General features: G+C 65.0%; 27 protein-coding genes. 11 read left to right on the top strand and 16 right to left on the bottom strand.

What is annotated here, in order from left to right:
- Positions 1–173 precede the first annotated feature (173 nt).
- Together EA795_RS11675 and dctM are read left to right on the top strand one after the other, a co-directional pair.
- Complete coding sequence (locus EA795_RS11675; RefSeq protein WP_122077443.1) at positions 174–803, top strand: TRAP transporter small permease; 630 nt, start codon at positions 174–176, stop codon at positions 801–803.
- Positions 804–2,084, top strand: a complete 1,281-nt coding sequence (gene dctM / locus EA795_RS11670) for a C4-dicarboxylate TRAP transporter large permease protein DctM (protein ID WP_058076316.1) — start codon at positions 804–806, stop codon at positions 2,082–2,084. It begins immediately after the preceding gene.
- 219 nt (positions 2,085–2,303) lie between these two features.
- Here the strand turns inward: dctM and EA795_RS11665 are convergent, their stop codons facing one another.
- On the bottom strand, positions 2,304–2,912 hold the full coding sequence (locus EA795_RS11665) for a 2OG-Fe(II) oxygenase (RefSeq protein ID WP_122077441.1): 609 nt from the start codon (positions 2,910–2,912) through the stop codon (positions 2,304–2,306).
- A gap of 109 nt (positions 2,913–3,021) precedes the next feature.
- Between EA795_RS11665 and EA795_RS11660 the strand changes: the two genes are divergently transcribed.
- Entirely contained in the window at positions 3,022–3,780 is a 759-nt protein-coding gene (locus EA795_RS11660; protein ID WP_122077439.1) for a DUF2059 domain-containing protein, read from the top strand.
- Positions 3,781–3,785: 5 nt separating this feature from the next.
- Here the strand turns inward: EA795_RS11660 and bipL are convergent, their stop codons facing one another.
- Positions 3,786–4,724 carry a phospholipase BipL gene (gene bipL / locus EA795_RS11655; protein WP_122077437.1) on the bottom strand — a complete coding sequence of 313 codons (939 nt, stop codon included), beginning with the start codon at positions 4,722–4,724 and terminating at the stop codon, positions 3,786–3,788.
- 89 nt (positions 4,725–4,813) lie between these two features.
- Here bipL and EA795_RS11650 point away from each other — a divergent pair, with 89 nt between their 5' ends.
- The 6 genes from EA795_RS11650 (at position 4,814) to EA795_RS11625 (ending at position 11,463) form a co-directional block, all read left to right on the top strand.
- Positions 4,814–5,395 (top strand): DUF6436 domain-containing protein, encoded by a 582-nt coding sequence (locus EA795_RS11650; RefSeq protein WP_122077435.1) that lies wholly within the window; start codon positions 4,814–4,816, stop codon positions 5,393–5,395.
- Between the two features lie 159 nt (positions 5,396–5,554).
- On the top strand, positions 5,555–7,603 hold the full coding sequence (locus EA795_RS11645; RefSeq protein WP_122077433.1) for a TonB-dependent receptor plug domain-containing protein: 2,049 nt from the start codon (positions 5,555–5,557) through the stop codon (positions 7,601–7,603).
- 2 nt (positions 7,604–7,605) lie between these two features.
- Positions 7,606–8,604 (top strand): ABC transporter substrate-binding protein, encoded by a 999-nt coding sequence (locus EA795_RS11640; RefSeq protein WP_122077431.1) that lies wholly within the window; start codon positions 7,606–7,608, stop codon positions 8,602–8,604.
- Positions 8,601–9,392, top strand: a complete 792-nt coding sequence (locus EA795_RS11635; RefSeq protein ID WP_014850999.1) for an ABC transporter permease — start codon at positions 8,601–8,603, stop codon at positions 9,390–9,392. The genes EA795_RS11640 and EA795_RS11635 overlap by 4 nt, the downstream gene beginning before the upstream one ends.
- Positions 9,389–10,213, top strand: a complete 825-nt coding sequence (locus EA795_RS11630) for an ABC transporter ATP-binding protein (protein WP_122077430.1) — start codon at positions 9,389–9,391, stop codon at positions 10,211–10,213. Before EA795_RS11635 ends, EA795_RS11630 begins: the two co-directional genes overlap by 4 nt.
- Positions 10,207–11,463: an NnrS family protein gene (locus EA795_RS11625; RefSeq protein ID WP_122077428.1), complete on the top strand. Its 1,257-nt coding sequence runs from the start codon at positions 10,207–10,209 to the stop codon at positions 11,461–11,463. Before EA795_RS11630 ends, EA795_RS11625 begins: the two co-directional genes overlap by 7 nt.
- A 7-nt stretch (positions 11,464–11,470) precedes the next feature.
- On the opposite strand, the gene EA795_RS11620 is transcribed toward EA795_RS11625, so the two are convergent.
- From EA795_RS11620 to EA795_RS11600, 5 genes are all read right to left on the bottom strand, one after another.
- Positions 11,471–12,106: an SCO family protein gene (locus tag EA795_RS11620; protein WP_122077426.1), complete on the bottom strand. Its 636-nt coding sequence runs from the start codon at positions 12,104–12,106 to the stop codon at positions 11,471–11,473.
- Between the two features lie 25 nt (positions 12,107–12,131).
- A complete protein-coding gene (gene cyoE, locus EA795_RS11615; protein WP_122077424.1) occupies positions 12,132–13,031 on the bottom strand; it encodes a heme o synthase in 900 nt (299 codons plus the stop codon).
- Positions 13,032–13,048: 17 nt separating this feature from the next.
- A complete protein-coding gene (locus EA795_RS11610) occupies positions 13,049–14,113 on the bottom strand; it encodes a COX15/CtaA family protein (protein WP_122077422.1) in 1,065 nt (354 codons plus the stop codon).
- 133 nt (positions 14,114–14,246) lie between these two features.
- Positions 14,247–14,822, bottom strand: a complete 576-nt coding sequence (locus tag EA795_RS11605; protein ID WP_122077420.1) for a PA_0111/PP_0108 family redox-active disulfide protein — start codon at positions 14,820–14,822, stop codon at positions 14,247–14,249.
- Positions 14,797–15,534 carry an SURF1 family protein gene (locus tag EA795_RS11600; protein WP_122077418.1) on the bottom strand — a complete coding sequence of 246 codons (738 nt, stop codon included), beginning with the start codon at positions 15,532–15,534 and terminating at the stop codon, positions 14,797–14,799. The genes EA795_RS11605 and EA795_RS11600 overlap by 26 nt, the downstream gene beginning before the upstream one ends.
- Positions 15,535–15,628: 94 nt before the next feature.
- Between EA795_RS11600 and EA795_RS11595 the strand changes: the two genes are divergently transcribed.
- A complete protein-coding gene (locus EA795_RS11595; RefSeq protein WP_122077580.1) occupies positions 15,629–15,829 on the top strand; it encodes a twin transmembrane helix small protein in 201 nt (66 codons plus the stop codon).
- Here the strand turns inward: EA795_RS11595 and EA795_RS11590 are convergent.
- The 6 genes from EA795_RS11590 to EA795_RS11565 all read right to left on the bottom strand — a co-directional run bounded on the left by EA795_RS11590 (position 15,826) and on the right by EA795_RS11565 (position 21,923).
- Positions 15,826–16,755: a cytochrome c oxidase subunit 3 gene (locus tag EA795_RS11590; protein ID WP_058077316.1), complete on the bottom strand. Its 930-nt coding sequence runs from the start codon at positions 16,753–16,755 to the stop codon at positions 15,826–15,828. The genes EA795_RS11595 and EA795_RS11590 overlap by 4 nt on opposite strands.
- Positions 16,752–17,324 carry a cytochrome c oxidase assembly protein gene (locus tag EA795_RS11585; protein WP_122077416.1) on the bottom strand — a complete coding sequence of 191 codons (573 nt, stop codon included), beginning with the start codon at positions 17,322–17,324 and terminating at the stop codon, positions 16,752–16,754. Before EA795_RS11585 ends, EA795_RS11590 begins: the two co-directional genes overlap by 4 nt.
- 32 nt (positions 17,325–17,356) lie before the next feature.
- Complete coding sequence (gene ctaD / locus EA795_RS11580; RefSeq protein ID WP_014850988.1) at positions 17,357–18,985, bottom strand: cytochrome c oxidase subunit I; 1,629 nt, start codon at positions 18,983–18,985, stop codon at positions 17,357–17,359.
- Between the two features lie 13 nt (positions 18,986–18,998).
- On the bottom strand, positions 18,999–20,132 hold the full coding sequence (gene coxB / locus EA795_RS11575; RefSeq protein WP_014850987.1) for a cytochrome c oxidase subunit II: 1,134 nt from the start codon (positions 20,130–20,132) through the stop codon (positions 18,999–19,001).
- Between the two features lie 236 nt (positions 20,133–20,368).
- Positions 20,369–20,674 carry a hypothetical protein gene (locus tag EA795_RS11570; RefSeq protein WP_376748235.1) on the bottom strand — a complete coding sequence of 102 codons (306 nt, stop codon included), beginning with the start codon at positions 20,672–20,674 and terminating at the stop codon, positions 20,369–20,371.
- 181 nt (positions 20,675–20,855) lie between these two features.
- Positions 20,856–21,923: a PA0069 family radical SAM protein gene (locus tag EA795_RS11565; RefSeq protein ID WP_122077414.1), complete on the bottom strand. Its 1,068-nt coding sequence runs from the start codon at positions 21,921–21,923 to the stop codon at positions 20,856–20,858.
- Positions 21,924–22,145: 222 nt separating this feature from the next.
- Between EA795_RS11565 and EA795_RS11560 the strand changes: the two genes are divergently transcribed.
- A complete protein-coding gene (locus EA795_RS11560) occupies positions 22,146–23,213 on the top strand; it encodes an acyltransferase family protein (protein WP_122077412.1) in 1,068 nt (355 codons plus the stop codon).
- Between the two features lie 52 nt (positions 23,214–23,265).
- On the opposite strand, the gene EA795_RS11555 is transcribed toward EA795_RS11560, so the two are convergent.
- From EA795_RS11555 to prlC, 3 genes are read right to left on the bottom strand one after another with little or no spacing between them, the layout of a single operon-like run.
- Positions 23,266–24,039 carry a DUF1835 domain-containing protein gene (locus EA795_RS11555; RefSeq protein WP_122077410.1) on the bottom strand — a complete coding sequence of 258 codons (774 nt, stop codon included), beginning with the start codon at positions 24,037–24,039 and terminating at the stop codon, positions 23,266–23,268.
- 18 nt (positions 24,040–24,057) lie between these two features.
- Positions 24,058–24,336, bottom strand: a complete 279-nt coding sequence (locus EA795_RS11550) for a YheV family putative zinc ribbon protein (RefSeq protein WP_014850982.1) — start codon at positions 24,334–24,336, stop codon at positions 24,058–24,060.
- The gene (gene prlC, locus EA795_RS11545; RefSeq protein WP_122077408.1) at positions 24,333–26,381 is read right to left on the bottom strand and encodes an oligopeptidase A; all 2,049 of its coding nucleotides are present in this window, start codon (positions 26,379–26,381) and stop codon (positions 24,333–24,335) included. Before prlC ends, EA795_RS11550 begins: the two co-directional genes overlap by 4 nt.
- Between the last annotated feature and the right edge of the window lie 28 nt (positions 26,382–26,409).

Here is a 26,409-nt window from a genome sequence, read left to right as displayed (position 1 = left end):
GGCCCGGAGCCGCAGCGCCGATGTGATCGGGAGCCTGCTGTCTCGGTGGTATGAAACAGGCTTTCGTCGAGTGCTTTTTACTGCTCTGTCTCCAGCCGGACCCGGCTGGGCATGACGCGCGCTCCGCGCTCGGCTACCGCACATAAACCGCAATCCATCGGGAGATGTCATCCATGAACGCCCTTCGGCGCGTCTGGGACCACTTCGAGGAAGGTTTCATCGCCTTCCTGCTGGGAGCCATGACACTGGTGACGTTCGTCTACGTCATCCTCAACAATGCCTACACCCTGTTCTACAACCTGGCGGACCGTTATCCGGCAGCCGAGGATTTCTTCTTCGCCATCGGTGATTTCATCATCGGGCTGGCGCAGGCGATGACCTGGAGCAACGCGCTGACCAAGGCGCTGTTCGGCTGGCTGATCTTCTTCGGCCTGGCCTATGGCGTGCGCACCGCCGGCCATATCGGTGTCGATGCGCTGGTCAAGCTCGCGCCGCGCCATGTGCAACGCATCATCGGCCTGATCGCCTGCGTGGTCTGCCTGGGCTATGCGGGGCTGCTCAGCGTCGCCAGCTTCGAGTGGATGCACACCTTGTTCAACGCCAACATCGGTGCCGAAGACCTGGGTCATGTCGGCATCAAGCAGTGGCATATCGGCATGATCGTGCCTTTCGGTTTCACCTTGATGTTCATTCGTTTCGCCGAGATTCTCGTGCGCATCCTGCGTAACCAGCAGACCGGCCTGGGGCTGGCCGACGAGGCCGCCGACGCGGTCAAGCTGACCGAGCACGAGGAGCACAAGTAAATGACCATTCTGTTTCTGTTCGCGGTGCTGTTCGCGCTGATGTTCATCGGCGTGCCGATCGCCGTCTCGCTCGGCCTGGCCGGCTCGCTGACCATCATGCTGTTCTCCGAAGACTCGGTCCGCTCGCTGGCGATCAAGCTGTTCGAGACCTCCGAGCACTACACCCTGCTGGCGATTCCGTTCTTCCTGCTGGCCGGTGCCTTCATGACCACCGGTGGCGTGGCACGGCGTCTGATCGACTTCGCCAACGCCTGCGTGGGCCATATCCGTGGCGGTCTGGCGATCGGTGCGGTGATGGCGTGCATGCTGTTCGCCGCCCTGTCCGGCTCCTCGCCGGCCACCGTGGCCGCAGTAGGCTCCATCGCCATCGCCGGCATGGTGCGTTCGGGCTATCCACGCGAATTCGGTGCGGGCATCGTATGTAACGCCGGTACCCTGGGCATCCTCATCCCGCCGTCGGTGGTGATGGTGGTCTACGCCGCCGCCACCGAGCAGTCGGTGGGCAAGCTGTTCATGGCCGGCGTGATCCCGGGCATCCTGCTCGGCGTCGCGCTGATGGTTGCGATCTACATCATCGCGGTGAAGAAGAACCTGCCGGCGCTGCCGCGCGCCTCCTTCCGCGAGTGGCTTTCGGCTGGCCGCAAGGCCCTGTGGGGTCTGCTGCTGATGGTGATCATCCTCGGCGGCATCTACTCCGGCATGTTCACCCCCACCGAAGCCGCCGCAGTGGCTGCGGTCTACTCGGCCTTCATCGCGCTGTTCGTGTACAAGGACATGACCATTCGGGAATGCCCGAAGGTGGTGCTGGATTCGGCCAAGCTGAGCATCATGCTGATGTTCATCATCGCCAACGCCATGCTCTTCGCCCATGTGCTGACCACAGAGCAGATCCCGCAGGCCATCACGGCATGGGTACTGGCAGCGGGTCTGGAGCCGTGGATGTTCCTGCTGGTGGTGAACATCGTGCTGCTGGTGGCCGGCGCCTTCATGGAGCCGTCGGCAATCATCCTGATCCTGGCGCCGATCCTCTTCCCAATCGCCGTCGAGCTGGGGATCGACCCGATCCACCTGGGTGTCATCATGGTGGTGAACATGGAGATCGGCCTGATCACGCCGCCCGTGGGGCTGAACCTGTTCGTGACATCAGCCGTCACCGGCATGAGCGTCGCCCAGGTGATTCGTGCCGCCATGCCGTGGCTGATGATCCTGCTCAGCTTCCTGATGGTGATCACCTACATCCCGGCGATCTCGCTGGCACTGCCGAACTGGCTGGGCATGTAAGCCCGGTCGAGGCTTCACTTTCCTTTTTTCGCCCGGCTTATGCCGGGCTTTTTTTCGTCTGGAGGAATGTCGGGATAGCGATGGGAGGCCTGGAAAGATGATCGCTCCCATGCTCTGCGTGGGAGCGCCGTCACCGGGTGCAAGTGCCCTCAAGGGTTCCCATGCAGGAGCGTGAGGAACCATCAGAACAGTACAGCGGAGCTCAGCCGCTCGTCAGCATCAGAGTCCCAGCACATCCGCCGGCCGGCGGCGGAACCAGCCCGTCAGTGACAGCCGGTCGGTCTGGGTGACCAGAACCTCATGGGGAAAACGGTCGGAGAGAAATACCACCAGGCTGCCGGCCAGCGGCGGAATGTCGAGCTGCGAGCCATCTTCGAAATGCATGCGCAGGGCACCACCATCACCCTCCTGCCAGTCCGGGTTGAGGTAAGCCACCGCGGTGACGCAACGGCTGTCGTCGTCACGGAAACGATCCAGGTGCGTCTTGTAGAACGCTCCGGGCGGGTACAAGGCAAAGTGGCACTCGAACTCTTCCAGGCCCAGGAACAGGGTCTGGTTGAGGCTAAGGCGCAGTTCGTCCATCAGCGCAAGATAGCGGTCGCATACCGCCGATTGTCTCTCTTCCAGCCACTGGATGTGATCGCCGCGAATGCCCTCGCGAACCTCCATGGCCTCACCTCGACCGATGCCTGCCGGCGCCAGTGCGCCCTCGGTCTCGCGTCTGCGGCACTCCGCCGCCAGTTCATGGGTCAGATCAGAAGGAAGGAATGAAGCCTGCAGCGACCAGCCGCGCTCGGCCAGGTCGTCGATGATGGTATTGAACGGCAAATAAGTGACTCCCGAAGAGTTGGTAGCGGAGTCTAACAGCAGCACTTCACGGCTCGACAGACGACCGTCGGCGCATCGAAAATAAACCGCCCGCCAGACAGGAGCTTCCATGCGCGCCCTCTTAGCTTGTGTGTTACTGACCTTCAGCTTCGCCAGCCTGGCCGACAGCTACATCGACCTCTACGAGACCGCCGGCTGGAAGGACCAGCGGGCCAACTTCGCCGACGCCCTGACCGCCGCCCAGCAACGCTACAAGAGCACCTTGCCACCCGCGGTGTTCCAGGCCCTGGTGAACAACAGCAATCGCCGCTTCGCCGCCGATGCCATCGACCGGCGCGCGTTGCAGGCCCTGCGGGAAAACCTGCAGGAACCCCAGCCGGCATTGGCGTTCTTCCAGTCGCCGCTGGGCCGCAAGATCGTTGCCTCGGAGGTGCTGGCCGGCCGCAGCGAGCAACTGGCGAAGTACGAAAACGGCCTGCCGAGGGTCGAGGCCGGAAGTAACCGGCAATTGCTGATCCGTCACCTCGCCCAGGCATTGCCCGCCAGCGAGGCCGGTGCCGAAGTCAGCCTGGCACTGGCCGGAGTCGCCGCCGACAGTCTCGACCAGATGCTGCCGGGCATCCTCGGCGGCGGGCAGACGCAAAGCCTGCTGGAAAGCCAGCGCGAGCGTCTGATCCAGCAGATGGAAAGGGATCTGGACAACACCCTGCTGCATGTCTACCGCGACCTGTCGGATGCCGAGCTGGAGCAATACCTGGAGTTCGCCAGTTCCAGCGAAGGCAAGGCTTACTACCAGGCGGCGTTGCAGGCATTGCGGGCCGGCCTCGCCGTCGGCCAGAGCAGCGCCGCGCTGACGGCGGGGCAGTAGGGTCGTTACTGCAATCGCTCACGCAGAAAGTCGAAGTAATACTGGCGCAACGCCTCGCGCTCGTTGACCAGGTGATGACGGGCGTCCGGCAGCCGGAGTATTTCCGGTGCGGCGAACTTGCTTTCCAGTATCGGCAGGTTGTGCCGCCAATCCACGGTCAGGTCCGCCTCCCCCTGGATGATCAAGGGCGAATGCAGACTGTCCGGCGCCTGTTCGATACGCGGAATCCAGCGTGACAGCGCACCGACCCAGCGGGTGGGCAGGATATTCGGCTGCAACGGATCACGACGCTGCACGAAGTCGAGAAAGGCCGGGTCGCCGGAGTTCTCGCTGAACGTACGGGGAATCTGCTGCACGAAGCGCCGTACCAGCTCGTAGCTGACCCGCGACCGCAGCCAGGCCCGTGGGCGGATCAGCGGTGCCAGCAGGATGCTGCGCCCCAACTCCGGGTTATCCGGATGATGCAGCAGATGATCGATGGCGATCGCGCCACCGGTACTCTGCCCCAGCAGGTGCCAGGGCCGGGGCAGCTGCAGCTGGCGCGCCTGTTCGAACAGGCCCTCGAGCACCGCCTGATACTCTTCGAACTCATCGATGCTGGCGCGCGGCCCGCTGGACAACCCGTGCCCCGGCAGATCACAGCCCAGCACCGCGAAACCCATCGCCAGGCCCCAATCCACCACGTGCCGGTACAAACCCATGTGATCGTAATAGCCATGCAGGATCAGCAGCGTGGCATGCGGCTGCTCTGGCCACCAGGCCTGCGCGACGATGTCGTAGTCATGCACGCGAAACCGCCCCAGGCGGTGCTGGACGTCAGGCCGATGCGGCAGGTCGAGGCCGTAGTAGGCCTGGTATTCGAGGGTTTCGGCGGATGCATCGACAGCCTGCGACAACGAGGTCAGACCGTTGCGCAGACGCTCGGGCTGGATACGCGAGGACATGGGCATACTTTTCGGATTGCTTTGCTCCGGGATATTCAGCTCTGCGCCGCGCCATGGCAAGCTTGCCCACCCGCAACCCGAGTTCCGCCATGAGCACCCGCCGCAAATACCTGCTCGCCACGCTGATCGTCCTGCTCTGGGCCGGTGCCATGCTCGCCGCCTTCCAGTGGTTCGAGGCGCGCTACCTACGCACCTTCGAGGGCGAGCGGGCGGAGCTGTTTTCCGGCGATGCGCTGCAGCTGCCGCTCGAGCTGCAAGGACCGGGCCTCGTGCGTTTCGTGCACTTCTGGGATCCGGGTTGCCCCTGCAACGTGGGCAACCAGCAGCACCTGGAGGAGTTGCTCGAGCGCTTCGCCGGGCAGCCGGTGAGCTTCCATGAAGTACGCCGGCCGGGCAGCACCGGCCGACTGCCGCCTTCGCTCCAGGCCCTGCAGCCGTTGCCGGGCCTGGTCGGCGCCGAACAGCTGCCAGCCAGCCCGGCGGTAGGCATCTGGGACCAGAGCGGCGAACTGGTCTACATCGGCCCCTACAGCGAGGGCGCCGTGTGCAGCTCGGACAACAGTTTCGTCGACCCCATCCTCGAAGCCGTGCTGGCCGGCCGCAAGGTGCGCGCCACCCATTCGCTGGCGGTGGCCTGTTTCTGCGATTGGCAGAGCGGTGAAAGCCCTTGATCGAACGGAATGGAGCAGCGCCTCGAACGACAACCTGAACCGACCTGGGTACCGGTGATTCCGGAAAATCTTGATCACGATCAAATGATAATGATTTTCAATTGATCGAAAATGGCTTCCACCGGCCCTGCGGCCGACGATTCCACTGGGAGCCTTTCGATGATTTTCCGCCTTCACCCTCTGGCCCTGGCTTGCCTCGCCGTCAGTTCATCCGTCCTCGCCGCACCGCAGGAAACTGCCCCGCTGGAACTGCAGGAAACCGTCGTCACGGCCAAGGGCTACCAGGCTGCCACCCAGGATATTCCGCAGGCCATCGAAGTGCTGCAGGCGCGGCCGACCGAAACCGGCGGCCCGGCCGGCAGCCTGTTCCGCGGCAAGCCGGGCCTGGCCGTGCACAGCGACGGCGCCTGGGGCCAGAACCCGGTGCTGCGCGGCATGAAGAAGGAAAGCACCGTGCTGATGGTCGATGGCGTGCGCGTCAACTCGGCGCAGCCACAGGGCTCGCTGGCCTCCTTCCTCGACCTCGGCCTGCTGGAGCGCGCCGAAGTGGTGAAGGGACCGAGTTCGGTGCTCTATGGCAGCGGCGCGATGGGCGGGGTGGTCAACCTGATCACGCCCGAGGCGCGCTTCACCGAACAGGATCAGACCAGCGGGCGCTTCGGCCTGTCCGCCAGCAGCGTCGATGAAGGCTTCAACGGCGCGGCCTTGTTGCGCGACTCCAGCAGCGAGCATGCACTGGTGCTTGGCGTCGCCGGACGCAAGCTCAACGACTACGACAGCCCCAGCGGCACAGAGGAACGCACCGGCTACAGCTCCGACAGCCTGCTGCTCAAGTACAAGCAGCGCCTGAGCGAGGATGTCAGCGTCAACCTCAACGTGCAGCGGCATACCGACCGCGACGTCTGGTATCCCGGCTCCGCCCGCATCGGCACCCCGGCCCTGCTCGGCACCGTGACCATGCATTCGCCGGAACAGCGCCGCGAACTCTACCAGCTGGGGCTGGAGAACCGCCTCGGCGAAGGGACGCTGAACACCGAAATCTACCGCCAGGAGGTCTACCGCGAGATTCGCGCCTATTCATCGAACCTCGACCGCAACCAGGTGCGCAACGACGTCAGCTTCATCACCCACGGCCTGCGCACGTCATATCTGGTACCGGTCGGCTCGCATCTGCTGACGGTCGGCGGCGAAGGCTGGAAGATGACCGGCGATCCGGAGCGACACATCCATAACAATCCGCCGCTGTTCAACAATGACCAGCGCAACGACCCCTTCAAGGATGGCGAAGTCAGCTCCTACGGGCTGTTCCTTCAGGACGAGTTCCAGCTCGGCCGCACCGCCATCGTCGCCGGCGCCCGCCTGGACCGCGTTACTGGCGACGCCAAGCAGAAGGGCGCGGCACAGACCAGCGGCCTGAGCAGCAGCGACAACAACCTCTCTTGGTCGCTGGGCGCTACCCACCCGCTGACCGAGACCCTCAACCTCTACGCCAACATCGGCCAGGCCTACCGCGCGCCCGACCTGCGCGAGCGCTTCGAGGATGCCGCCCGTGGCGACGGCTACTACCACGTCGGCAATCCCCAGCTGGACCCCGAGCGCTCCACCAGTTTCGAGATCGGCCTCAAGGGCCACGGCAGCGACTTCGACTATCGCCTGGCGGCCTTCCATACCCGCATCGACGACTACATCGCCGGCCGCGTGACCGGGATGAACGCACCCAACGGACTGCCGATCAAACGCACCGAAAACCTCGACGAAGTGGTGATCTACGGCCTTGAAGGTGGCGCCAGCAAGGCCGTCGGCGCCTTCGTGGTGGACGGCAGCTTCACCTGGCTGCGCGGCGAGAACAAACAGGACGACGAAGCGCTGTACCAGATGCCAGCCCACGAGCTGACCCTCGGCATCGGCCAGCCCGCCGAGCGTGGCTTCTACTGGCACGCCCAGCTGCGCGCCGTGGCCGAGCAGGACCGTGTCGCCACCCGCTTCTCCAACGGCACCGAGGACGACACGTCCGGCTTCGTCACCGCCGACGCCAGCCTCGGCTGGGGCTTCGGCAAGGTCGGCGTGCTGCAGACGGCCAACCTCGACGCCAAGCTGACCAACCTGTTCGACAAGGCCTACCACGAACACCTGGCCGACGGCGTCAGCGGCTATGAGCTGGAGGCACCGGGCCGTGGCATCACCCTGGCGTTGAGTGGGAGCTTCTGAACATGAACACTGCCATCCGTCTGTTGTTGACCGTCCTGCTGTTCGTCTGTGCGCCGGTCATGGCGGAAAAGCTGCCGCGCCTGGTGCTGGCCGGCCCCTCGTCCTCGGTTTCCAACCCGCTGATCCACATGGTCGAATCCGGCGCGCTGGACGATCTCGCCGACAAGGTCGAGTTCGTCAGCTGGCGCGATCCGGACCAGCTGCGGCTGATGGCGCTGAACGGCCAGGCCGATGTGCTGGCCATGCCGGTCAACGTCGCGGCCAATCTCTACAACCGCGGCGCCAAGCTGCGGTTGCTCAACGTCTCCACCTGGGGCCTGCTCTGGCTGGTATCGCGCGACCCGGGGCTGACCCGCATGGCCGATCTGCGCGGCAAGGAAGTCACCATGCCGTTTCGCGGCGACATGCCGGACATCCTGTTCGGCCTGCTGGCCGAGCGTGAAGGCCTGAACCTGCGCGAGGACCTGCGCCTGCGCTACGTCGCCACCCCCATCGATGCCATGCAGCTGCTGCTGACACGCCGTACCGATCACGCGCTGCTGGCCGAGCCGGCCATCTCCATGGCGCTGCGCAAGGCCAATTCCGGTGCGCTGAGCCTGGTGGCGCCGGAGCTGCACCGCAGCCTCGACCTGCAACAGGAATGGGGACGGTTGCTGCAGCGCGAAGCGCGCATTCCCCAGGCCGGCATCGCCCTGATGGCCAGCATCAAGGACAACCCGGCCGTCGCCGAACGCATCGCCGCCGCCTACGCCGAATCACTGCAATGGTGCGCTGAGCATGCCCAGGCCTGCGGCCAGCAGGTGGTCGGACACCTGAAGATGCTCGACGCCGAAGCCATCAGCGACTCGCTGGCGGTGGCACAGATGGAGGCGGTGCCCGCCGCCCAGGCCCGGGAAGAAGTCGAGTTCTTCTTCGAACAGCTGCTGCAGAAGAACCCGGCACTGATCGGCGGCAAGCTTCCAGCGGCGGATTTCTACGCGCCTGCGCCGGCCCGGCCATGAGCCTGCTACGCAGCTGGCTGGGCAGTCTGCCGGGCTACTTGTGGAGCGGCTGGGGCGCGCTGGCCAGCCTGTTTCTGCTGCTCGGCGCCTGGGAAGCGGTAGCCGTCTACTACGGCCCGCTGGTATTGCCGACGCCGCTGGAGACGTTTGCCCGCCTGCAGCAGCTCTTCGAGGAAGGCGCCGCCGGGACGGACCTGCTGATCACCGCGCGCCGTGCGCTGCTCGGCTTCACCCTGTCGGTGCTGGTGGGCAGCGTGCTGGGGCTGGCCGCCGGGGTCTCGATGACCGCCTCGATGATGTCGCGGCCGCTGGTTACCGTGCTGATGGGCATGCCGCCCATCGCCTGGCTGGTGCTGGCGATGCTCTGGTTCGGCGCCAGCGACGGCACGCCGGTGTTCACGGTGTTCATCGCCAGCTTCCCGCTGGTGTTCGTCGGCGCCTTGCAGGGCACCCGGACGCTCGATAACCAGCTCAAGCAGGTGGCGCTGGCGTTCCGTCTGCCGCGGCGCATGCTGTTCCTGGATATCTACCTGCCGCACGTGGTGTCTTACCTGTTTCCTGCCTGGATCACCGCGCTGGGCATGTCCTGGAAGATCGTGGTGATGGCCGAACTGCTGGCCACCCAGGATGGCGTCGGCGCCGCGCTGGCCGTGTCGCGCTCGCACCTGGACACCAGCGCCACCATGGCCTGGATCGTGGCGGTGGTGGCCTTGCTGCTGGCGGTGGAATACCTGCTGCTGGAGCCCATCAAGCGCGAAGTCGAGCGCTGGCGCGAGGTGCCGTCATGAAGCGATTACAGGTGCACGCCCTGGCCCATGCCTTCGGCCGCGACGAGATATTCAGCGACATCGAATTCGGCCTGAACGCCGGTGAAGTGGTCGCCCTGGTCGGACCTTCCGGCTGCGGCAAGACCACTCTGCTGCACCTGTGCGCCGGCCTGCTGGATGTGCAGGACGGGCAGATCGAGAACGGCTTCGCCAATCCCGCCAGCATGTTCCAGCAACCCAACCTGCTGCCCTGGAAAACCACCCTCGACAACATTGCCCTGGGCCTGAAGGCCCGCGATATCGGCAAACGCGAGCGGCTGCTGCGGGCCGAAGCCTTGGCGCTCAGGCTGGGCCTGGCGCATGGCGACCTGGGCAAGTTTCCGCACCAGCTGTCGGGCGGCATGCAGAGCCGCGTTTCGCTGGCCCGGGCGCTGGTGCTGCAGCCGGACCTGCTGCTGCTCGACGAACCCTTCGCCGCGCTGGACATCGGCCTCAAGGAAGAACTCTATGCCCTGCTGCTGGCCGAGCAATCCGCCAGCGACATGGGTGTGCTGATGATCACCCACGACCTGATGGAAGCCGTGCGCCTGGCCGATCGCATCCTGGTGATGGCCGCGGAGCCAGGGCGCATCGTCAGCCGCCTGGCGCTCGACCTGCCGGCGGCGCAACGCGACGATGCCTGGATCTATCGACAGACCGCCGAACTGCTGCAGCTACCAGCAGTGCGCAACAGCTTCGGGCTGACCACGCGTTCGGCCGGCGCCGTTGCGGCACATCACGACAGTGCCCTGCGCGAGCTATCGATCACATCCTCACCAGCCAGGGCGCGCTCAAGATGCTGAAGCTCTCCTCTCGACAGCTGACCGACTGGCCTGTGCTGCTGTGCAGTTTCCGCCCGCTGTTCCTGGTCACCGTGCTGCTGGCGATGCTCGGCATCACTCTGTGGCTGGGCTTTCTCGGCCTGGGCACGCCGCTTCCGCCAGTGCCCGGCGGCCCGCTGGTGTGGCACGCCCACGAGCTGCTGCTTGGCTTCGGCCTCGCCGCGGTGGCGGGGTTCGTGCTGACGGCTGTGCCCGAATTCACCGCGACGGCGCCCTTCGGGCGGCGCGTCGGGTTGACGTTCGTGTCGCTCTGGCTGGCGGCGCGTCTGACGTTCTGGTTGTCCGGCCCGCTCGGACCATGGCCCGCGGCACTGTGCAACCTCGGCTTCGCCCTGGCCCTGCCGCTGCTGCTCACGCCACGCCTGCTGGGCGATCCACTGCGACGCCAGTGGGGTTTCTTCGGCGGCCTGAGTGCGCTGGCGCTGGTCACCGCCGGTTTCTATTTCGACGTGCTGCGCGGGGTCTATCCCATGCGCTGGCTGCATGCCGGCATCGGCGTGCTGATGGTGCTGATCGTGGTCGCGATGAGCCGCATCTCCATGCGCATCGTCAACGATGCCATCGAGGCGCGTCGCAACGCGGGGCATGAGGTGGACGAGGACTACCGTGCCCGGCCACCAAGGCGCAACCTGGCGATCTTCTGCATCGCGCTGTTCAGCCTCGGCGAATGGCTGGCGCTGCCCGGCGCGCTCAACGGCTGGCTGGCCTTGGCTGCTGCGGCGGCGGTGTTCAACCTGCTGAACGACTGGCACGTCGGCCGCGCGCTGCTCGAACGCTGGGCGCTGATGCTCTACAGCGTCTACTGGCTGATGGCCCTGGGTTATGCCGCGCTCGGCGTGGCGTTGCTTTTCGGTGAGATTTCCACCAGCGCCGGGCGACACCTGCTGACGGTGGGGGCGATGGGGGTATCGATTCTTGCCGTGCTGTGCATCGCCGGGCGCACCCACAGCGGCTACGCGCTGGATACGCGGCGCTGGGTACCGGTGGCCACGCTATCGCTGGTGCTGGCGGCATTGTTGCGGGCGGGTTCGGGACTGCCGGGCATGCCGGCGCAGGCCATGATCCTGCTCGCCGGCCTCGGCTGGCTGGGCGCTTTCATCCTCGCCTGCCGCTATCTCGGCCCCGTCTGGCTGCGTCCACGTCCCGACGGTGGGCTGGGCTGCGAGGAACCGCTGGACGAGCACGCCACAGGCTCCGGCTGCCGGACCTGAACGCGTATCACTCCTTGCGGCTGAGCAGCGCCGGCAGTTGCTGGCTCAACTTCTGCACCTTCAGCGGTGCGCGGATGAAGCCGTGCTGGCGGCCATCCGGGCCGATGATCACCAGATTGCCGCTGTGGTCGACGGTGTAGTTCTCGCGGCTGGTATCGCCGGGGATGAAGGGGATGCCGACGCCGTTGGCGAGCGTCTGGATATCGTCCAGCGTGCCGGTCAAGCCAAGGAAGCCTTCGCCGAAGAATTCCAGGTACTGTTTGAGCTGCTCGGGCGTGTCACGCGCCGGATCGACGCTGACCAGTACCGGGCGCAACTGCTCGCGCACCTCATCCGGCAACTGGCTACGCAACTGACGCAGCTCGGCCAGGGTCGCCGGGCAGATGTCGGGGCAGAAGGTGTAGCCGAAGAACAGCAGCGTCCACTTGCCCTCGAGCTGGTCCACCTGCACCGGTTCGCCGTCCTGGTTGGTCAGGGTCAGCTTCGGCACGTCGCGTCCTTGCGGCAGAATCACGATGCCGGCGTCGAGCATTTGAGTCGGGTCGACCTGCCGTTCGCTATTGAGCACCCGGTAAACCGTCAACCCGATGACCAGCGCAACCAGCGCGACGAGGATGAATACGGTTTTCTGGATGCGAGTCATGGGTTTCCCTGTTGATTGAACGGCTTCAGATATTCAGCAGCAGATAATGATCAACCAGCAGCGCGATGAACAGCGCAAACAGGTACCAGATGCTGAATTTGAAGGTCCTGATTGCCGCATGGGGGCGGCTGTCGCGGTACAACACCACAGCCCAGTAGAGGAAACGCGCACCCAACAGGGCGGCGGCGGCCAGGTACAGCGGGCCGCTCATGTGGATGGCGTAGGGCATGAAGCTCACCGCCAGCAGCGCCACGGTGTAGAGCAGGATGTGCACCTTGGTGTAATGCTCGCCGTGGGTCACCGGCAGCATGGGGATGTTGACCTTGGCGTATTCGGCCTTGCGATGGATGGCCAGCGCCCAGAAGTGCGGTGGCGTCCAGGCGAAGATGATCAGCACCAGCAGCAGCGGTTCGGCGCTGACCTGACCGGTCACCGCGACCCAGCCCAGCAGCGGCGGCGCCGCTCCGGCCAGGCCGCCGATGACGATGTTCTGCGGCGTCGCACGCTTGAGAAAGCCGGTGTAGATCACCGCATAGCCGATCAGCGAGGCCAGGGTCAGCCAGGCCGCCAGCGCGTTGGTGAAGGCCAGCAGCAGGAGCAGCCCGGCCACACCGAGGACGAGGGCGAAGGTCAGCGCGGCCGCGGGCGATACCCGTCCTTCGGCCAGGGGCCTTTTGTGGGTACGCGCCATCACCGAATCGATCTGCCGGTCCACCACATGGTTCACCACCGCCGCGCCACCGGCGCACAGGGCGATGCCCAGGTTGCCGAACAGCAGCACCGTCCACGGCACCCCCGCGCGGGTGGCGAGAAACATGCCCACCAGCGATGTGATGAGCATCAGCAGCACCACCCGCGGCTTGGTCAGCTCCAGGTAGTCGCGCCAGGTGGCCCGGGCACTGCGTTCGCCGAGTAGAGTCGCCATGGGGGTTCTCCTTATGGTCAGGCGCGGGGCAGGTCGAGCCGCCCCAGGCTGTTCGAAACGGATCGATGGCTGGCGGCAGCGACAGGCGATGCGAGGCGCAGCCGGTAGTTGACCAGCACCAGCACCAGCAGCAGCGCGGCGCCACCGCCGTTATGCGCGACCGCCACCGCGAGCGGCAGGTTGAACACCACGTTGCTGATGCCCAGCCCGACCTGCAGCGCCAACGCGGCCAGCAGCAGCCCGGTGAGACGACCCAGGCCGTGCCGCCAGAGCAGACCGGCGAGCACCAGCAGCACCAGCGTCACGCTCAACGCGCCGAGCCGGTGGGTGACGTGGATGGCGGTACGTGCCTCGCCATAGAGCAGGCCGCCGAGGTAGTTCGGACCGATGTCGTGCTGGGTCGGGTCGAAGCCCCTGACGAAATCCATCTGCGGCCACCATTCACCGTGGCAGGTGGGGAAGTCGGTGCAGGCCACCGCCGCGTAGTTGCTGCTGACCCAACCGCCCAGCGCAACCTGGCCGATCACCAGCAGCATCGCGGCGAAGGCGAACAGCCGCAGCCTGGGCGGAACGGGTGCGGCCAGCGCCGGCAAGCGCCCGGACAGCCGCAGGCACAACAGGAACAGCAGACTCAGGGTGGCGAAGCCGCCCAGCAGATGCGCGGTCACCACTTGCGGCCATAGCTGCAGCGTGACCGTCCACATGCCGAACGCCGCTTGCGCGATCACCACGCCGAGCAGCAGCAACGGCAGTTTCACCGGCCGTCCGGGCTCATCGCGGCGACGCAGCGCCTGCACCGCCAGCCCAAGGATCACCAGCCCCAGGGCGCCGGCAAAGTAGCGATGGACCATCTCGTTCCAGCCCTTGTGCACCTCCAGCGGTGCCTCGGGGAAGCGTTCGGCGGCCAGCGCCTGCTTGTGCTCGCTCATCGGTACGGCGAGAAAACCGTAGCAACCCGGCCAGTCCGGGCAGCCGAGGCCGGCATGGGTCAGCCGCGTGTAGGCGCCCAGCAGCACGACCACCACGGCCAGCAGCGTGGCGAATACAGCGAGGCGATATCCGGGGCGTGATGTTGGTGGCATGAGGTCCTCTTTGTGAAAAACCGGGGGAGATGCTGTTCCCGAATCCAATGTTGGGCTTGGCTACTTCCCCTCTCACTCCAGCCCGCTGCCCGAGAGGAGATGGGGTTGGTTCGGTATTGCTTCCGGCTGTTCGTCAGCCTATTTGCGAAATCTTCAGCAGGTACTTCAGGTCATCGAGAATCGCCTTGCCGTCGGCCTTGGCGTCGTAGCGCAGCACCAGATTGCCGTGGGGATCGACGATCCACAGCTGCGGTCCGGCAGGTGCTTCGGGGTTCGCCGAATAGGCAGCGGTATCCAGCGGATAGCGCGCCAATTGCGGATACTCGCGTTCGAGACGCTGTGCGTAATCGGGCTCCAGCGCCTGGCTGGTGGCCAGCGCATGGCCGGCGCGCCCGGCCTCGCGGGCCAGGCCGATGTTGATCTGGCGGGCCAGGTAGACCAGTTGTCGGCATTCCTCGTTGCAGCCATGCGGTGCGGTGACCAGCAACTCCCAGTGCGGCTTGCCGGTGGCCGTCACGCCGATGGCATCGCGGCCCTGGCCGTTGGCGATCAACGCGCCGTCATAGCTGCGGCTTTCCGGCACCCAGAAATCGAAGCGGTACATGGCTGAGGCGAGCAGCATCGGCCCCAGCACCACGGCGATGATCAGCAGCAGCTGCAGGCGCCCGCGGCCGCGCCGCGGTTCAGGACGAGCGAGGGTCGGATTCATGGTTGGCATGACGGGTCTCCCGTGCCTGATGCACCCCGAAATAGATGAACAGCCCCAGCAACGCAGCGGCCAGGGCAAACCACTGCACCGCATAGCCCAGGTGCTGCGTCGGGCTCATGCTGGTGATCGGCCAGTCGGCACGGTAGGCCGCCGGCCCCGGTTCGAGGCGCAGCTCGTAGGCGACGCCGTCGCGCCCGAGCGCCTCCCATAGCTCGGCGATGTCCACGTAGTTGATCAGTCGCGGCCAGCCATCGGCCATGCCGCGATTGAGCACGAAGGGTTCGCCCGAGGGCGCATAGACCCACGCCGCCAGTTTCAGCGACTGCGGCGGCGTGTCGAATTGCGGTGCGATGCGTCGGTCAGGCCAGGGAATCCAACCACGGTTGACGATGACCCAGCGCCCGCTGGGCTGGTCCTGAAAGGCTTGCAACAGCTCCACCCCGACCTGACCGTCGCGTGTGCGGCTATCGAGTAGAAAACTGTGCTCGGCATCGAAGCTGCCCTGCAGGTACACACGGCTGTAGGCCGGGTTCACCATCTGCTCCAGTTCGGCCGGAGAGAGCGGCTCGGCCTGCGCCTGCGCTGCCTGGCGTTCCAGCATGTCGCGCTTCTGCTCGCCGCGTTCGAGCTGCCAGAAGCCCAGCCAGAGCAGCACCGGCAGCAACATCAGCACCAGCAGCGTCGGCAACAGCCCCGGCCGGAAGCGGCTCATGGCCGGCGCTCCGACGGTCGCGTCTGCATTCGCTCTGGTCTGTGGATACGGCTGGCTATACTCCACCCCCATCACCCCTGTCGTGGATCCGCCCATGCTCAAGGCGGTTATCGTTGTTCTCTTAGTCGCCACGCTGATCAGTCTGTTCAGTGGCCTGTTCTTCCTGGTCCATGACGCGGGCCGGACGTCTCGTGTCGTCATGACCCTGTTCGTTCGCGTCTTACTCAGCGCGCTGATCGTCGCGCTGATCGGCTGGGGCTTCTATTCGGGCCAGCTGCGGCCGGTGCTTGGCTAGAGCACGTAGACGAAGATGAACAACCCCAGCCAGACCACATCCACGAAATGCCAGTACCAGGCGGCCGCCTCGAAACCGAAATGGTGCTCGGCATTGAAATGCCCCCGCAGGATGCGCACCAGCATCACCGTCAGGATGATCGCGCCAATGGTGACGTGGGCGCCGTGAAAGCCCGTGAGCATGAAGAAGGTGGCGCCGTAGATGCCCGAGCCCAGCGTCAGCCCCAGCTCGCTGTAGGCGTGGACGTACTCCTCGATCTGCAGGATGAGGAAGGCCGCGCCGAGCAGAACGGTCAGCCCCAGGCCGAGCTTGAGCTGCTTGCGGTTGCCCTTCTTCAACGCATGGTGCGCCCAGGTCAGGGTGAAGCTGGAGCTGACCAGCAGGATGGTATTGATCAGCGGCAGGCCCCAGGCGCTGATGGTGCCTGCCGGTGCCGGGTAGAGTTTCGGATCGGGGTTGTTGAGCAGCGGCCAGCTGTACTCGAAACCGGGCCAGAGCATGTTGCTGACGCCCTTGTCGCCTTCGCCGCCGAGCCAGGGGCCGACCCAGTAGCGGATGTAGAACAGCGCGCCGAAGAAGGCGGCGAAGAACATCACTTCGGAGAAGATGAACCAGGTCATGCCCCAGCGGAACGAGCGGTCCATCTGCGGGCTGTAGAGGCCCGAACGGCTCTCGCGTACCACGGCGCCGAACCAGCCGAACATCATGTAGGCGATCAGCAGGGCGCCGATGAAGAAGATCAGCGGCCCGTGGGACTCGTCGCGCTCGGCCGTGAGGTCGTTGAACCAGTGGCCCAGGCCGTAGACGGTAACCAGCAACGCCAGGGTCGCGACGATCGGCCATTTGCTCTGGGCGGGAACGTAGTACTGCTCATGGCTTTCGGTTGGATGATGGCCTTCTATGCGCTGATGGCTCTCGGTGCTCATTGCAGACTCTCCTTGGCCGGAGTCGCGGACAAGGCGGCGACCGGTGGCTTGCTGGACGTGATGTCGAACAACGTGTAGGCGAGGGTCAGGTGGTGCACATCGGCCGGCAGATCGCGGTCGACGATGAAGCGCACCGGCATCTCGATACGCTCGCCCGGTTGCAGCACCTGCTGGGTGAAGCAGAAACATTCGGTCTTGTGGAAAAAGGCCGCGGCTTTCGAGGGCGAGACGCTGGGCACGGCCTGGGCCGTCATCGGCTTGTCGGTGGGGTTGTAGGCGATGAAGCGGATCTCCTGGCTGGCGCCGGGGTTCACCCTGACCTGATCATCGACCGGGCCGAATTCCCAGGTCATCCCGGCGGCATTGGTGGCGAGAAACTGCACGCGCACCTCCCGCGCCTCGTCCACCGTCTGCGCGCCCTGATAGGCGCCGGCCGTCTTGCCGTTGATGCCGAAGGCCTTGCACATCACATCGTAGATCGGCACCAGGGCGAAGCCGAAAGCGAACATCGCCACCACCACCAGCAGCAGGCGGCGGACCAGACGGGCAAGCGGTAGCTCAGTATTCATGAGGCTTCCCTCCAGCGTTCGACGGCCGGTCGTCAATCATGCTTCGGACCCGTCCGATGCTCGTGCAGCGTGTGCGCATCCGGCGGCGTGGTGAAGGTGTGATAGGGCGCCGGCGAAGGCACGCTCCATTCCAGCCCTTCGGCACCGTCCCAGGGCTTGGCCGCGGCAGCAGGGCCACCGCGGATGCACTTGATGACGATGAACAGGAACAGCAGCTGGGTGGCGCCGAACATGAAGGCGCCGACCGAGGACACCATGTTGAAGTTGGCGAACATCATGTTGTAGTCCGGGATGCGCCGCGGCATGCCGGCCAGCCCGACGAAGTGCATCGGGAAGAACGCCAGGTTCATGCCGACGAAGCTCATCCAGAAGTGCAGCTTGGCCAGGGTTTCGTCGTACATGTGGCCGGTCCACTTCGGCAGCCAGTAGTAGGCCGAGGCGAAGATGCCGAAGATCGCGCCGGGCACCAGCACGTAGTGGAAATGCGCTACCACGAAATAGGTGTCGTGGTACTGGAAGTCCGCCGGGGCGATGGCCAGCATCAGTCCGGAGAAACCGCCGATGGAGAACAGGATGACGAAGGCCACGGCGAACAGCATCGGTGCCTCGAAAGTGAGCGAACCGCGCCACATTGTCGACACCCAGTTGAACACCTTCACGCCCGTCGGCACGGCGATCAGCATGGTCGCGTACATGAAGAAGAGTTCGCCGGTCAGCGGAATGCCGACGGTGAACATGTGGTGCGACCAGACGATGAACGAGAGGAAGGCGATGGCGCCGGTGGCGTAGACCATCGAGGTGTAGCCGAACAGCGGCTTGCGCGAGAACGCCGGGATGATCGAGCTGACCGCGCCGAACGCCGGCAGGATCATGATGTACACCTCGGGATGGCCGAAGAACCAGAACACATGCTGGAACAGCACCGGATCGCCGCCGCCCGCCGCGCTGAAGAAGCTGGTGCCGAAGTGGATGTCCATCAGCATCATGGTCACCACGCCGGCCAGCACCGGCATCACCGCGATCAGCAGGAAGGCGGTGATCAGCCAGGTCCAGACGAACAGCGGCATCTTCATCAGCGTCATGCCCGGCGCGCGCAGGTTGAGCACCGTGGCGATGACGTTGATCGCGCCCATGATCGAGCTGATGCCCATCAGGTGGATGGCGAAGATGAAGAAGGTCACCGACTCCGGCGCGTAGGTCGTCGACAGCGGCGCGTAGAAGGTCCAGCCGAAGTTCGGCCCGCCGCCCTCCATGAACAGCGTCGAGACCAGCAGGCCGAAGGCCGCCGGCAGCAGCCAGAAGCTGAAGTTGTTCATCCGCGGCAGGGCCATGTCCGGCGCGCCGATCATCAGCGGGATCATCCAGTTGGCCAGGCCGACGAAGGCCGGCATCACCGCGCCGAACACCATCACCAGGCCGTGCATGGTGGTCATCTGGTTGAAGAATTCCGGCTGCACGATCTGCAGGCCCGGCTGGAACAGCTCGGCGCGGATCACCATGGCGAAGGAGCCGCCCAGCAGGAAGGCGCAGAAGCTGAACCACAGGTACATCGAGCCGATGTCCTTGTGGTTGGTGGTCAGCAGCCAGCGCGAGAGGCCCTTGGCCGGGCCGTGATGATGGTCGTGCCCGGCATGACCATGGTCGTCGATCACTGCACTCATCGCCATCTTCCTCTTATTGGGTGGCTTCTTCGGCCTGTTTGAAGTCGAGCACGTCTTTCGGCGTGACCATCTCACCGGTGTTGTTGCCCCAGGCGTTGCGCTCGTAGGTGATCACCGCGGCCAGGTCGACTTCCGAAAGCTGCTTGCCGAAGGCCGCCATGGACGTGCCGGGCTTGCCGTTGACGACGATATCGATATGCGCCTCGATATCAGCGGTAGTGATCGGCGAGCCCTTGAGCGCAGGGAAGGTCGGCGGCATGCCTTCACCACTGGCCTGGTGGCACGCCACGCAGCTGGTCTGATAGACCTTCTCGCCACGCGCCACCAGCTCCTCGAGGGTCCATTCCTTGCTGGTCAGCTCGGCCAGCTTGGCAGCTTCGGCCTTCTTCTCGCCGAGCCAGGCGGCGTAGTCTTCCGGTGAACGGACATCCACCACCACCGGCATGAAGCCATGGTCCTTGCCGCACAGCTCGGTGCACTGGCCGCGGTAGATGCCGGGCTCCTCGACACGGGTCCAGGATTCGTTGATGAAGCCGGGAATCGCATCCTTCTTCACCGCCAGCTCCGGTACCCACCATGAGTGGATGACGTCCGCCGCCGTGATCAGGAAGCGCACCTTGGCCCCGGTCGGTATCACCAGCGGCTCATCGACCTCCAGCAGGTAATGCTCACCCTTGGGCGCCAGGTTGTTGATCTGGTCGCGCGGGGTGGTGAGATTGCTGAAGAACTCCACGTCCTCGCCCAGGTACTTGTAGTGCCACTTCCACTGGTAACCGGTGATCTGGATATCGACGTCGGACTCGGTCGAGTCGTAGATGTGGATCAGCGTTCGAGTCGCCGGAACCGCCATGCCGACCAGGATCAACAAGGGAATGACCGTCCAGAGCACCTCGACCTTGGTGTTCTCGTGGAAGTTTGCCGAGTGCAGACGCTTGGAGCGGCGGTGCGCGATCATCGAATAGATCATCACGCCGAACACCAGCGCGCCGATCACCACGCAGATCCAGAAGATCGCCATGTGCAGGTCGAAAACGGAGCGGCTGACATCGGTGACACCGGCTCGCATGTTCACGTCCCAGGCAGCATGGGCCTGACCGAACAATAGCCACAGCCCGAGACTCATCCAGAACTTTGGATGTCGAGACATTGCGGGTTCCCCTTATGGTTCTTGTTATCCCGCCGACCGCTTCGCTCCGCCGAGAATCGGCTGATCCGGGCCTGAAGCCATGGCCGCGGTGGTTTCAGCTACGTTCTCGATCGGACCGATCTGCTCTGGCTGTGCCACCGAGACCCCAGTGGCCAATCCTTCGCCTGCACGCACAGTCGGATTGCACTCAGTACCCCTACGTTTCGGAGTATAGACAGCGATCGCCCAGTCGCAATTCAAGAGCCGTCCGCTGCCGCTTCGGCCCGCGCCGCGCCGCCGTCGTTCTTCTTCACGCCGCGAATGTTCATCGCCGCCAGACACACTTGCAGGGTGATCAGCGCCCAGGCACCGGCATGCCAGCCCCAGATGACCCAGAGCAGGTTGCTGGTCAGAAAGCACCAGAAACCGACCGTCCGCCGACCCGGCCGCAGCGAGCCGATCAACCACGCCGCGATCACGGTGACCACCATCGCCGGCCATTGCAGCAGGTCGATCCAATCCACTCTTGCCTCCAGCCAAAACGGAGCCCTTCGTCCCGTCATAGTTGGTGCCGTGGCGCTGCGCAGAGTTCCGAAGCGGCGTGCACGCGATGCGTAGGGTGGAAAACTCGCGTAGCGATTTTCCACGCGTCCAGTCCAGAGCCCGAACGCGCCCAGCGCAGGACCAGGCGCCCGCGTGGATGGCTTCGGCCATCCACCTACGCAGATCAGGCTCCGCACGCGTCTATAACAGGCTCATCTGTTGGCCGGGCGGGGCGAAGCGGCTGCAGTCCAGCCCGAAATTCTGGTCGCGACGGTTGTAGCCCAGGCGCCTGCAGGCCAGCCGGAAGCGCTGGGCAAGCAGCTCGGCGAACTGTCCCTCGCCGCGCATGCGGCTGCCGAAACGGCTGTCGTTGTTTCGGCCGCCGCGCGACTGGCGCACCAGACTCAGCACGTGCCCGGCGCGCTGCGGGAAGTGCTCGGCGAGCCAGTCCTCGAACAGCCCCGCCAGCTCGTGGGGCAGGCGCAGCAACACGTAACCCGCCGACGCCGCCCCAGCTTCGCGGGCGGCTTCGAGCATGCGCTCCAGCTCCATGTCGTTGATCATCGGAATCATCGGCGCGCACATCACGCTGACCGGCACACCCGCCTGATGCAGGGTGCGCAACACGCGCAGACGCGCCGCGGGCGAGGCGGCGCGGGGTTCCATGATGCGCTTGAGCTCGTCATCCAGCGTGGTCAGGCTGACCGAGACGCTGACCAGCCGCTGTTCGGCCAAGGGCACCAGCAGGTCCAGATCACGCAGCACCAGCGAACCCTTGGTGATGATGTGCACGGGGTGCCGGTAGCGCAGCAGGATTTCCAGCGCCTGGCGGGTCAAGCGCTGCTCGCGCTCCAGCGGCTGATAGGCATCGGTGTTCACGCCCAGCGCGATGGGTTGCGGCACGTAGCCGGGCTTGCTCAGCTCCTGCTCCAGGCGTTCGGCGAGATTGGTCTTGGCGATCAGCCGGGTCTCGAAGTCGATGCCCGGCGACAGGTCCCAGTAGGCATGGCTGGGTCGCGCGAAACAGTAGATGCAACCATGTTCGCAGCCACGGTAGGGATTTACCGAACGATCGAAGCCGACATCCGGCGACTGGTTGCGGGTGATGACGGTCTTGGCCGTCTCGCTGCGTACCTCGGTGGCGCGCGTCGGCGGCACCTCCTGCTCCCAGCCATCGTCGTAGGCCTCGCTCCGGGTCGGGGCGAAACGGTTGTGCGGGTTGCTGGCGGTACCGCGACCGCGTGGCGTGGGCTGAGGCATGATCGGCATTCCAATACTGTTCATGCATACAGTATAAAAGAATGACCAGCCTCTGCTGCAGCTTCCGACCAGCGTCGTTCGACGCCAGGAATCGCGCCGGCTGAGACACCGAAGCGAGAGAACGAAACGACCGCCGGTCGGAGAAGCTGAACGTTTGCAGACGGGGCCGAACGAAGCCTTCACCCAATAAAAACAACAATCACGGCTGAAAAGGCCGTTGCGGAGAGCGCAATGCATCTCAACGGATCTTTGCACGCCCGGGAAAACAATTTCGATTTCCTGCGTTTCTTCGCGGCTTCGCTGGTGTTGCTGGTCCACAGCTATCCGCTGACCGGGCGCCGACCCGAGGAGCCGATCGAGCTGCTGACCGGCTACGAAAACGGCGGGTCGTTCGCGGTGTCGATCTTCTTCGTCATCAGCGGCTATCTGATCACCTCGTCCTGGCTGAACAGCAGCAGCCCGACGAGCTTTCTGATCAAGCGGGCGTTACGCATCCTGCCGGCGCTGGCCCTGGCGGTGTTGCTGTCGGTCTTCATCATCGGCCCGCTGGTGACGACCGAAAGTACGGGTGACTATTTCGCCTCATCGACCACTTGGGCGTATCTGCTGAACATCTTCCTGGCCACGCATTACGAGCTGCCTGGTGTCTTCGATCAGAACATCTACCCCGACGTGGTGAACGGCTCGCTGTGGACCCTGCCACTGGAAGTCATGATGTACATAGGCGTGCTGGCCATGGGGCTGACCGGCATTCTCAACCGGCGCCTGATAGCGCTGCCGATCGCGTTTTTCGCGGTGGGTCATTTCTGGCTGGTCGGCTGGCTCGGGATCACCTCGTTCCTGGTGCAGAACATCTTCCAGCTGGGCCTGTTCTACTACGCCGGGTCGGCGATCTACCTGTACCGCGACAGCATTCCGTGGCGCGGCTGGATCGCCGGCATGCTGGTGCTCGCACTGGTACTGACCTTCCACAGGCCCATCGGACCAGTCGTCTACGCCGTAGCGCTGCCCTACCTGGTCATCTACCTGGCCTATGCGCCGTTGCCCTGGCTCGCCCGGTTCGGCAAATACGGTGACTTCTCGTACGGCATGTACATCTGCGCCTTCCCTTTCCAGCAACTGACGGTCTACCTGCTGGGCCACGAGATCGGCATCTTCTGGCTGACCCTGATCAGCTTCGTCCCGACGCTGGTGCTGGCTGCACTGTCATGGCGCCTGATCGAGGCGCCTGCGATGAAGCTCAAGCGCCTGTTCGCACGTCCCGCACCAGCCGGTACCGCGCCGGAAATAGTGAAGTAAGGCCCCGCACGGCTGGATCACGCGCCCGCGTACAGGCTCACTCGTAGCGGCGTCAGTGGCGGCGACGCGCTTGTACGCCCCGGTAGTCGGCAGCCGTGCTGTCGCTGAGCTGGATGGTCCCGCGCTGCGCCAATTGCCGGGCGCGCCAGTAGAGGAACAGGTCGGTGGCGAAGAAGCCGTCGCAGCGGCTCATCACCTCGGCCATGGCTCGGGCCAGCGGCATCCAGTCGGCGCCACAGGCCGCCAACAGCTGACCATCGATACGCGCATGATCCTCGGCTGCGAAACGCCCATCGGCCCAGCGCCGAATCGCCCCGTTGTCCTGCACGGCGGCACGCCACTGGCTGGCGAGCTCGGCGGTCCTCTTAGGCCCGACGGCACGCGGCTGATACAACGCCACCAGCGCTTCCGGCGCATGCATGGACACCGCCATGCGCGGACCGACGCGACTGTCGCCGGTGCCACATGGGACTTCCCGGAACGGCAGCGACGAGCCTTCCAGGGCTGCCGCCACGCGGGCCAGCAGCAGCTGTTCGGAAGCGCTGTCACCGTGCCAGACCGTCACCGGGCGCGGCTGGCTGGCCAGCCCTGCCAGCCACTCGGCATCATCGGCGAGGCCTGAGGCGAAATCCGGGCGTGGTGCCAGAGCGGCCGGCCAGACGCCTTCCCAGAACGCCACGCGCCCCGCACAGGGTGGAGATTCAATATCGGCAAGCGGCCCGACGGCCAGATCGTCGCGCAGGACCCGCACCGCTTCGCCGTCGCCTTCGCCCAGCAGCCGCCGAACGCTATCGGCGGCAAGATCGCCACAGGTGAGATGCCACATGACGAGGCTCCCGGTCGATCAGTCGGTTTTTTTCTTCAGCTTCGGATTGGGGAAGAACTGCACCGCTTGCACCTGTGGATCGGCCGTCTTCGGCTTGATCTGGTTGACCCGCGTGCCCAGCTCCGAAGGCACCGACTGGCCCTGTTCATTGAGCGTGTCGGCATAGCCGCAAACCACGCATTCGCGGTGCGGAACGCCATCGACGTCCCACATCTTGATGCTGTCCGCCGCGCTGCATGCCGGGCATACGGCGCCGGCGATGAAGCGCTTGGTGGTGACCTTCGATTCTTCGCTCATGCCACTTTCTCCGACAGGCCCAGATGGCGTAGCAGCGCGTCGGTGGACGGCTCGCGGCCACGGAAATCGACGAACAGCACCATCGGCTCCTGCGAGCCGCCACGGGCCAGGATGGCCTCGCGGAAGGCGCGGCCCGTCTCGGGATTGAACACGCCTTCTTCCTCGAAGCGCGAGAAGGCATCGGACGACAGCACTTCGGCCCATTTGTAGCTGTAGTAACCGGCCGCGTAACCGCCGGCGAAGATGTGCGCGAAGCTGTTGGGGAAGCGGTTGCTGGCCGGCGGACGCATCACCGAAACCTCGTCGCGGACGCCTTCCAGCACCTCCAGCACGCTGCGACCATCGCCGTGGGTGGCGTGCAGTTCGAAGTCGAACAGCGAGAATTCCAACTGGCGCACCATCATCATGCCGGACTGGAAATTCTTCGCTGCCAGCATCTGGTCCAGCTTGTCCTGGGGCAGGCGTTCGCCGGTCTGGTAATGACCGGAAATCAGCGCCAGGCCCTCCGGTTCCCAGCACCAGTTCTCCATGAACTGGCTGGGCAGCTCGACGGCATCCCAGGCCACGCCGTTGATGCCCGAGGCGCCGGCATGTTCGATCCGGGTCAGCAGGTGATGCAGGCCATGGCCGAATTCGTGGAAGAGGGTGGTGACTTCATCATGGGTCAGCAGCGCCGGGCGCTCACCCACCGCCGGGGTGAAGTTGCAGACCAGGTTGGCCACCGGCGTCTGCAGGGTGCCCAGGCAGGTGCGGCGCTTGTCGCGCGCACCATCCATCCAGGCGCCGCCGCGCTTGTTGGCACGGGCGTAGAGGTCGAAGAAGAAGCGGCCGACGTGCTCGCCGTTCTCGCGGATCTCGAACAGGCGCACGTCCGGGTGCCAGCTGTCGAAGTCCTCCAGCTCGTGAATCTCGATGCCGTACAGACGCTGGACGATGGCGAACAGCCCCGACAGCACCTTGTCGATGGGAAAGTATTCGCGCAGCTCTTCCTGATTCAGACTGTAGCGCTGCTGGCGCAGCTTCTCGCCGAAGTAGCCCAGGTCCCAGCTCTGCAGGTCGGTCACGCCATGGTCGGCAGCGAAGGCGCGCAGCTCCTGCAGGTCGCGCTCGGCGAACGGCTTGCTGCGCACGGCCAGGTCACGCAGGAAACCCAGCACCTGGTCGGTGCTTTCGGCCATCTTGGTGGCCAGCGACAGCTCGGCGTAGTTGCCGAAGCCCAGCAGCCTGGCCAGTTCCTGGCGCAGATCGAGGAGTTCTTCCATCACCGGGCCGTTGTCGAACTGGCCGGCATTCGGGCCCTGGTCCGAGGCGCGGGTGGAATAGGCGACGTAGACTTCCTCGCGCAGGGCGCGGTCGTCGGCGTAGGTCATCACCGCGTAGTAGCTGGGGAATTCCAGGCTGATCAGCCAGCCATCGAGTTCCTTGGCCTTGGCGGCTTCGGCCATCTGTGTCTTGGCCGAATCGGTGATGCCGGCCAGCAGGCTTTCGTCGGTGACGTGCTTGGTCCAGGCCTGGGTCGCATCGAGCAGCTGGTTGGAGAACCTGCTGCCCAGTTCGGCGAGCTTCATGCGAATGGCGCCGAAACGCTGCTGCTCGGCAGGCGGCAGGTCGATGCCGGACAGGCGGAAATCACGCAGGGCATGTTCGATGATGGTCTTCTGCGCCACATCGAAACCGTCCGCCTCGGGGCTCAGCGACAGCGCCTGGTAGGCGGCGAACAGATCGGCATTCTGCCCGAGCTCGGTGGCATAGGCGGACAGTTTGGGCAGGCAGGCCTCGTAGGCGGCGCGCAATTCGGGGTTGTTGCACACCGCATTCAGGTGGCTCACCGGCCCCCAGGCACGGCTGAGGCGCTCGTTCATTTCATCCAGGCCGACCACCAATGTCGACCAGTCGAGGCTTTCCGCCGGACGGCTGAGCAGTTCCTGCAAGGCGACGCGGTTGTCGCCGAGGATGCTGTCCACGGCCGGCTCGACATGCTCGGGGCGAATCTCGGAATAGGGCGGCAGGTCGAAATCGCGAAGCAGCGGATTGGTGGCGGTCACGGCATTGGCCCTTTCTGATGGATACCCG

The sequence above is a fragment of the Stutzerimonas nitrititolerans genome (assembly GCF_003696285.1).
Taxonomy (GTDB): domain Bacteria; phylum Pseudomonadota; class Gammaproteobacteria; order Pseudomonadales; family Pseudomonadaceae; genus Stutzerimonas; species Stutzerimonas nitrititolerans.
The sequence above is the reverse complement of the archived record's forward strand: the minus strand, read 5'-3'. Positions and strand labels throughout refer to the sequence as shown.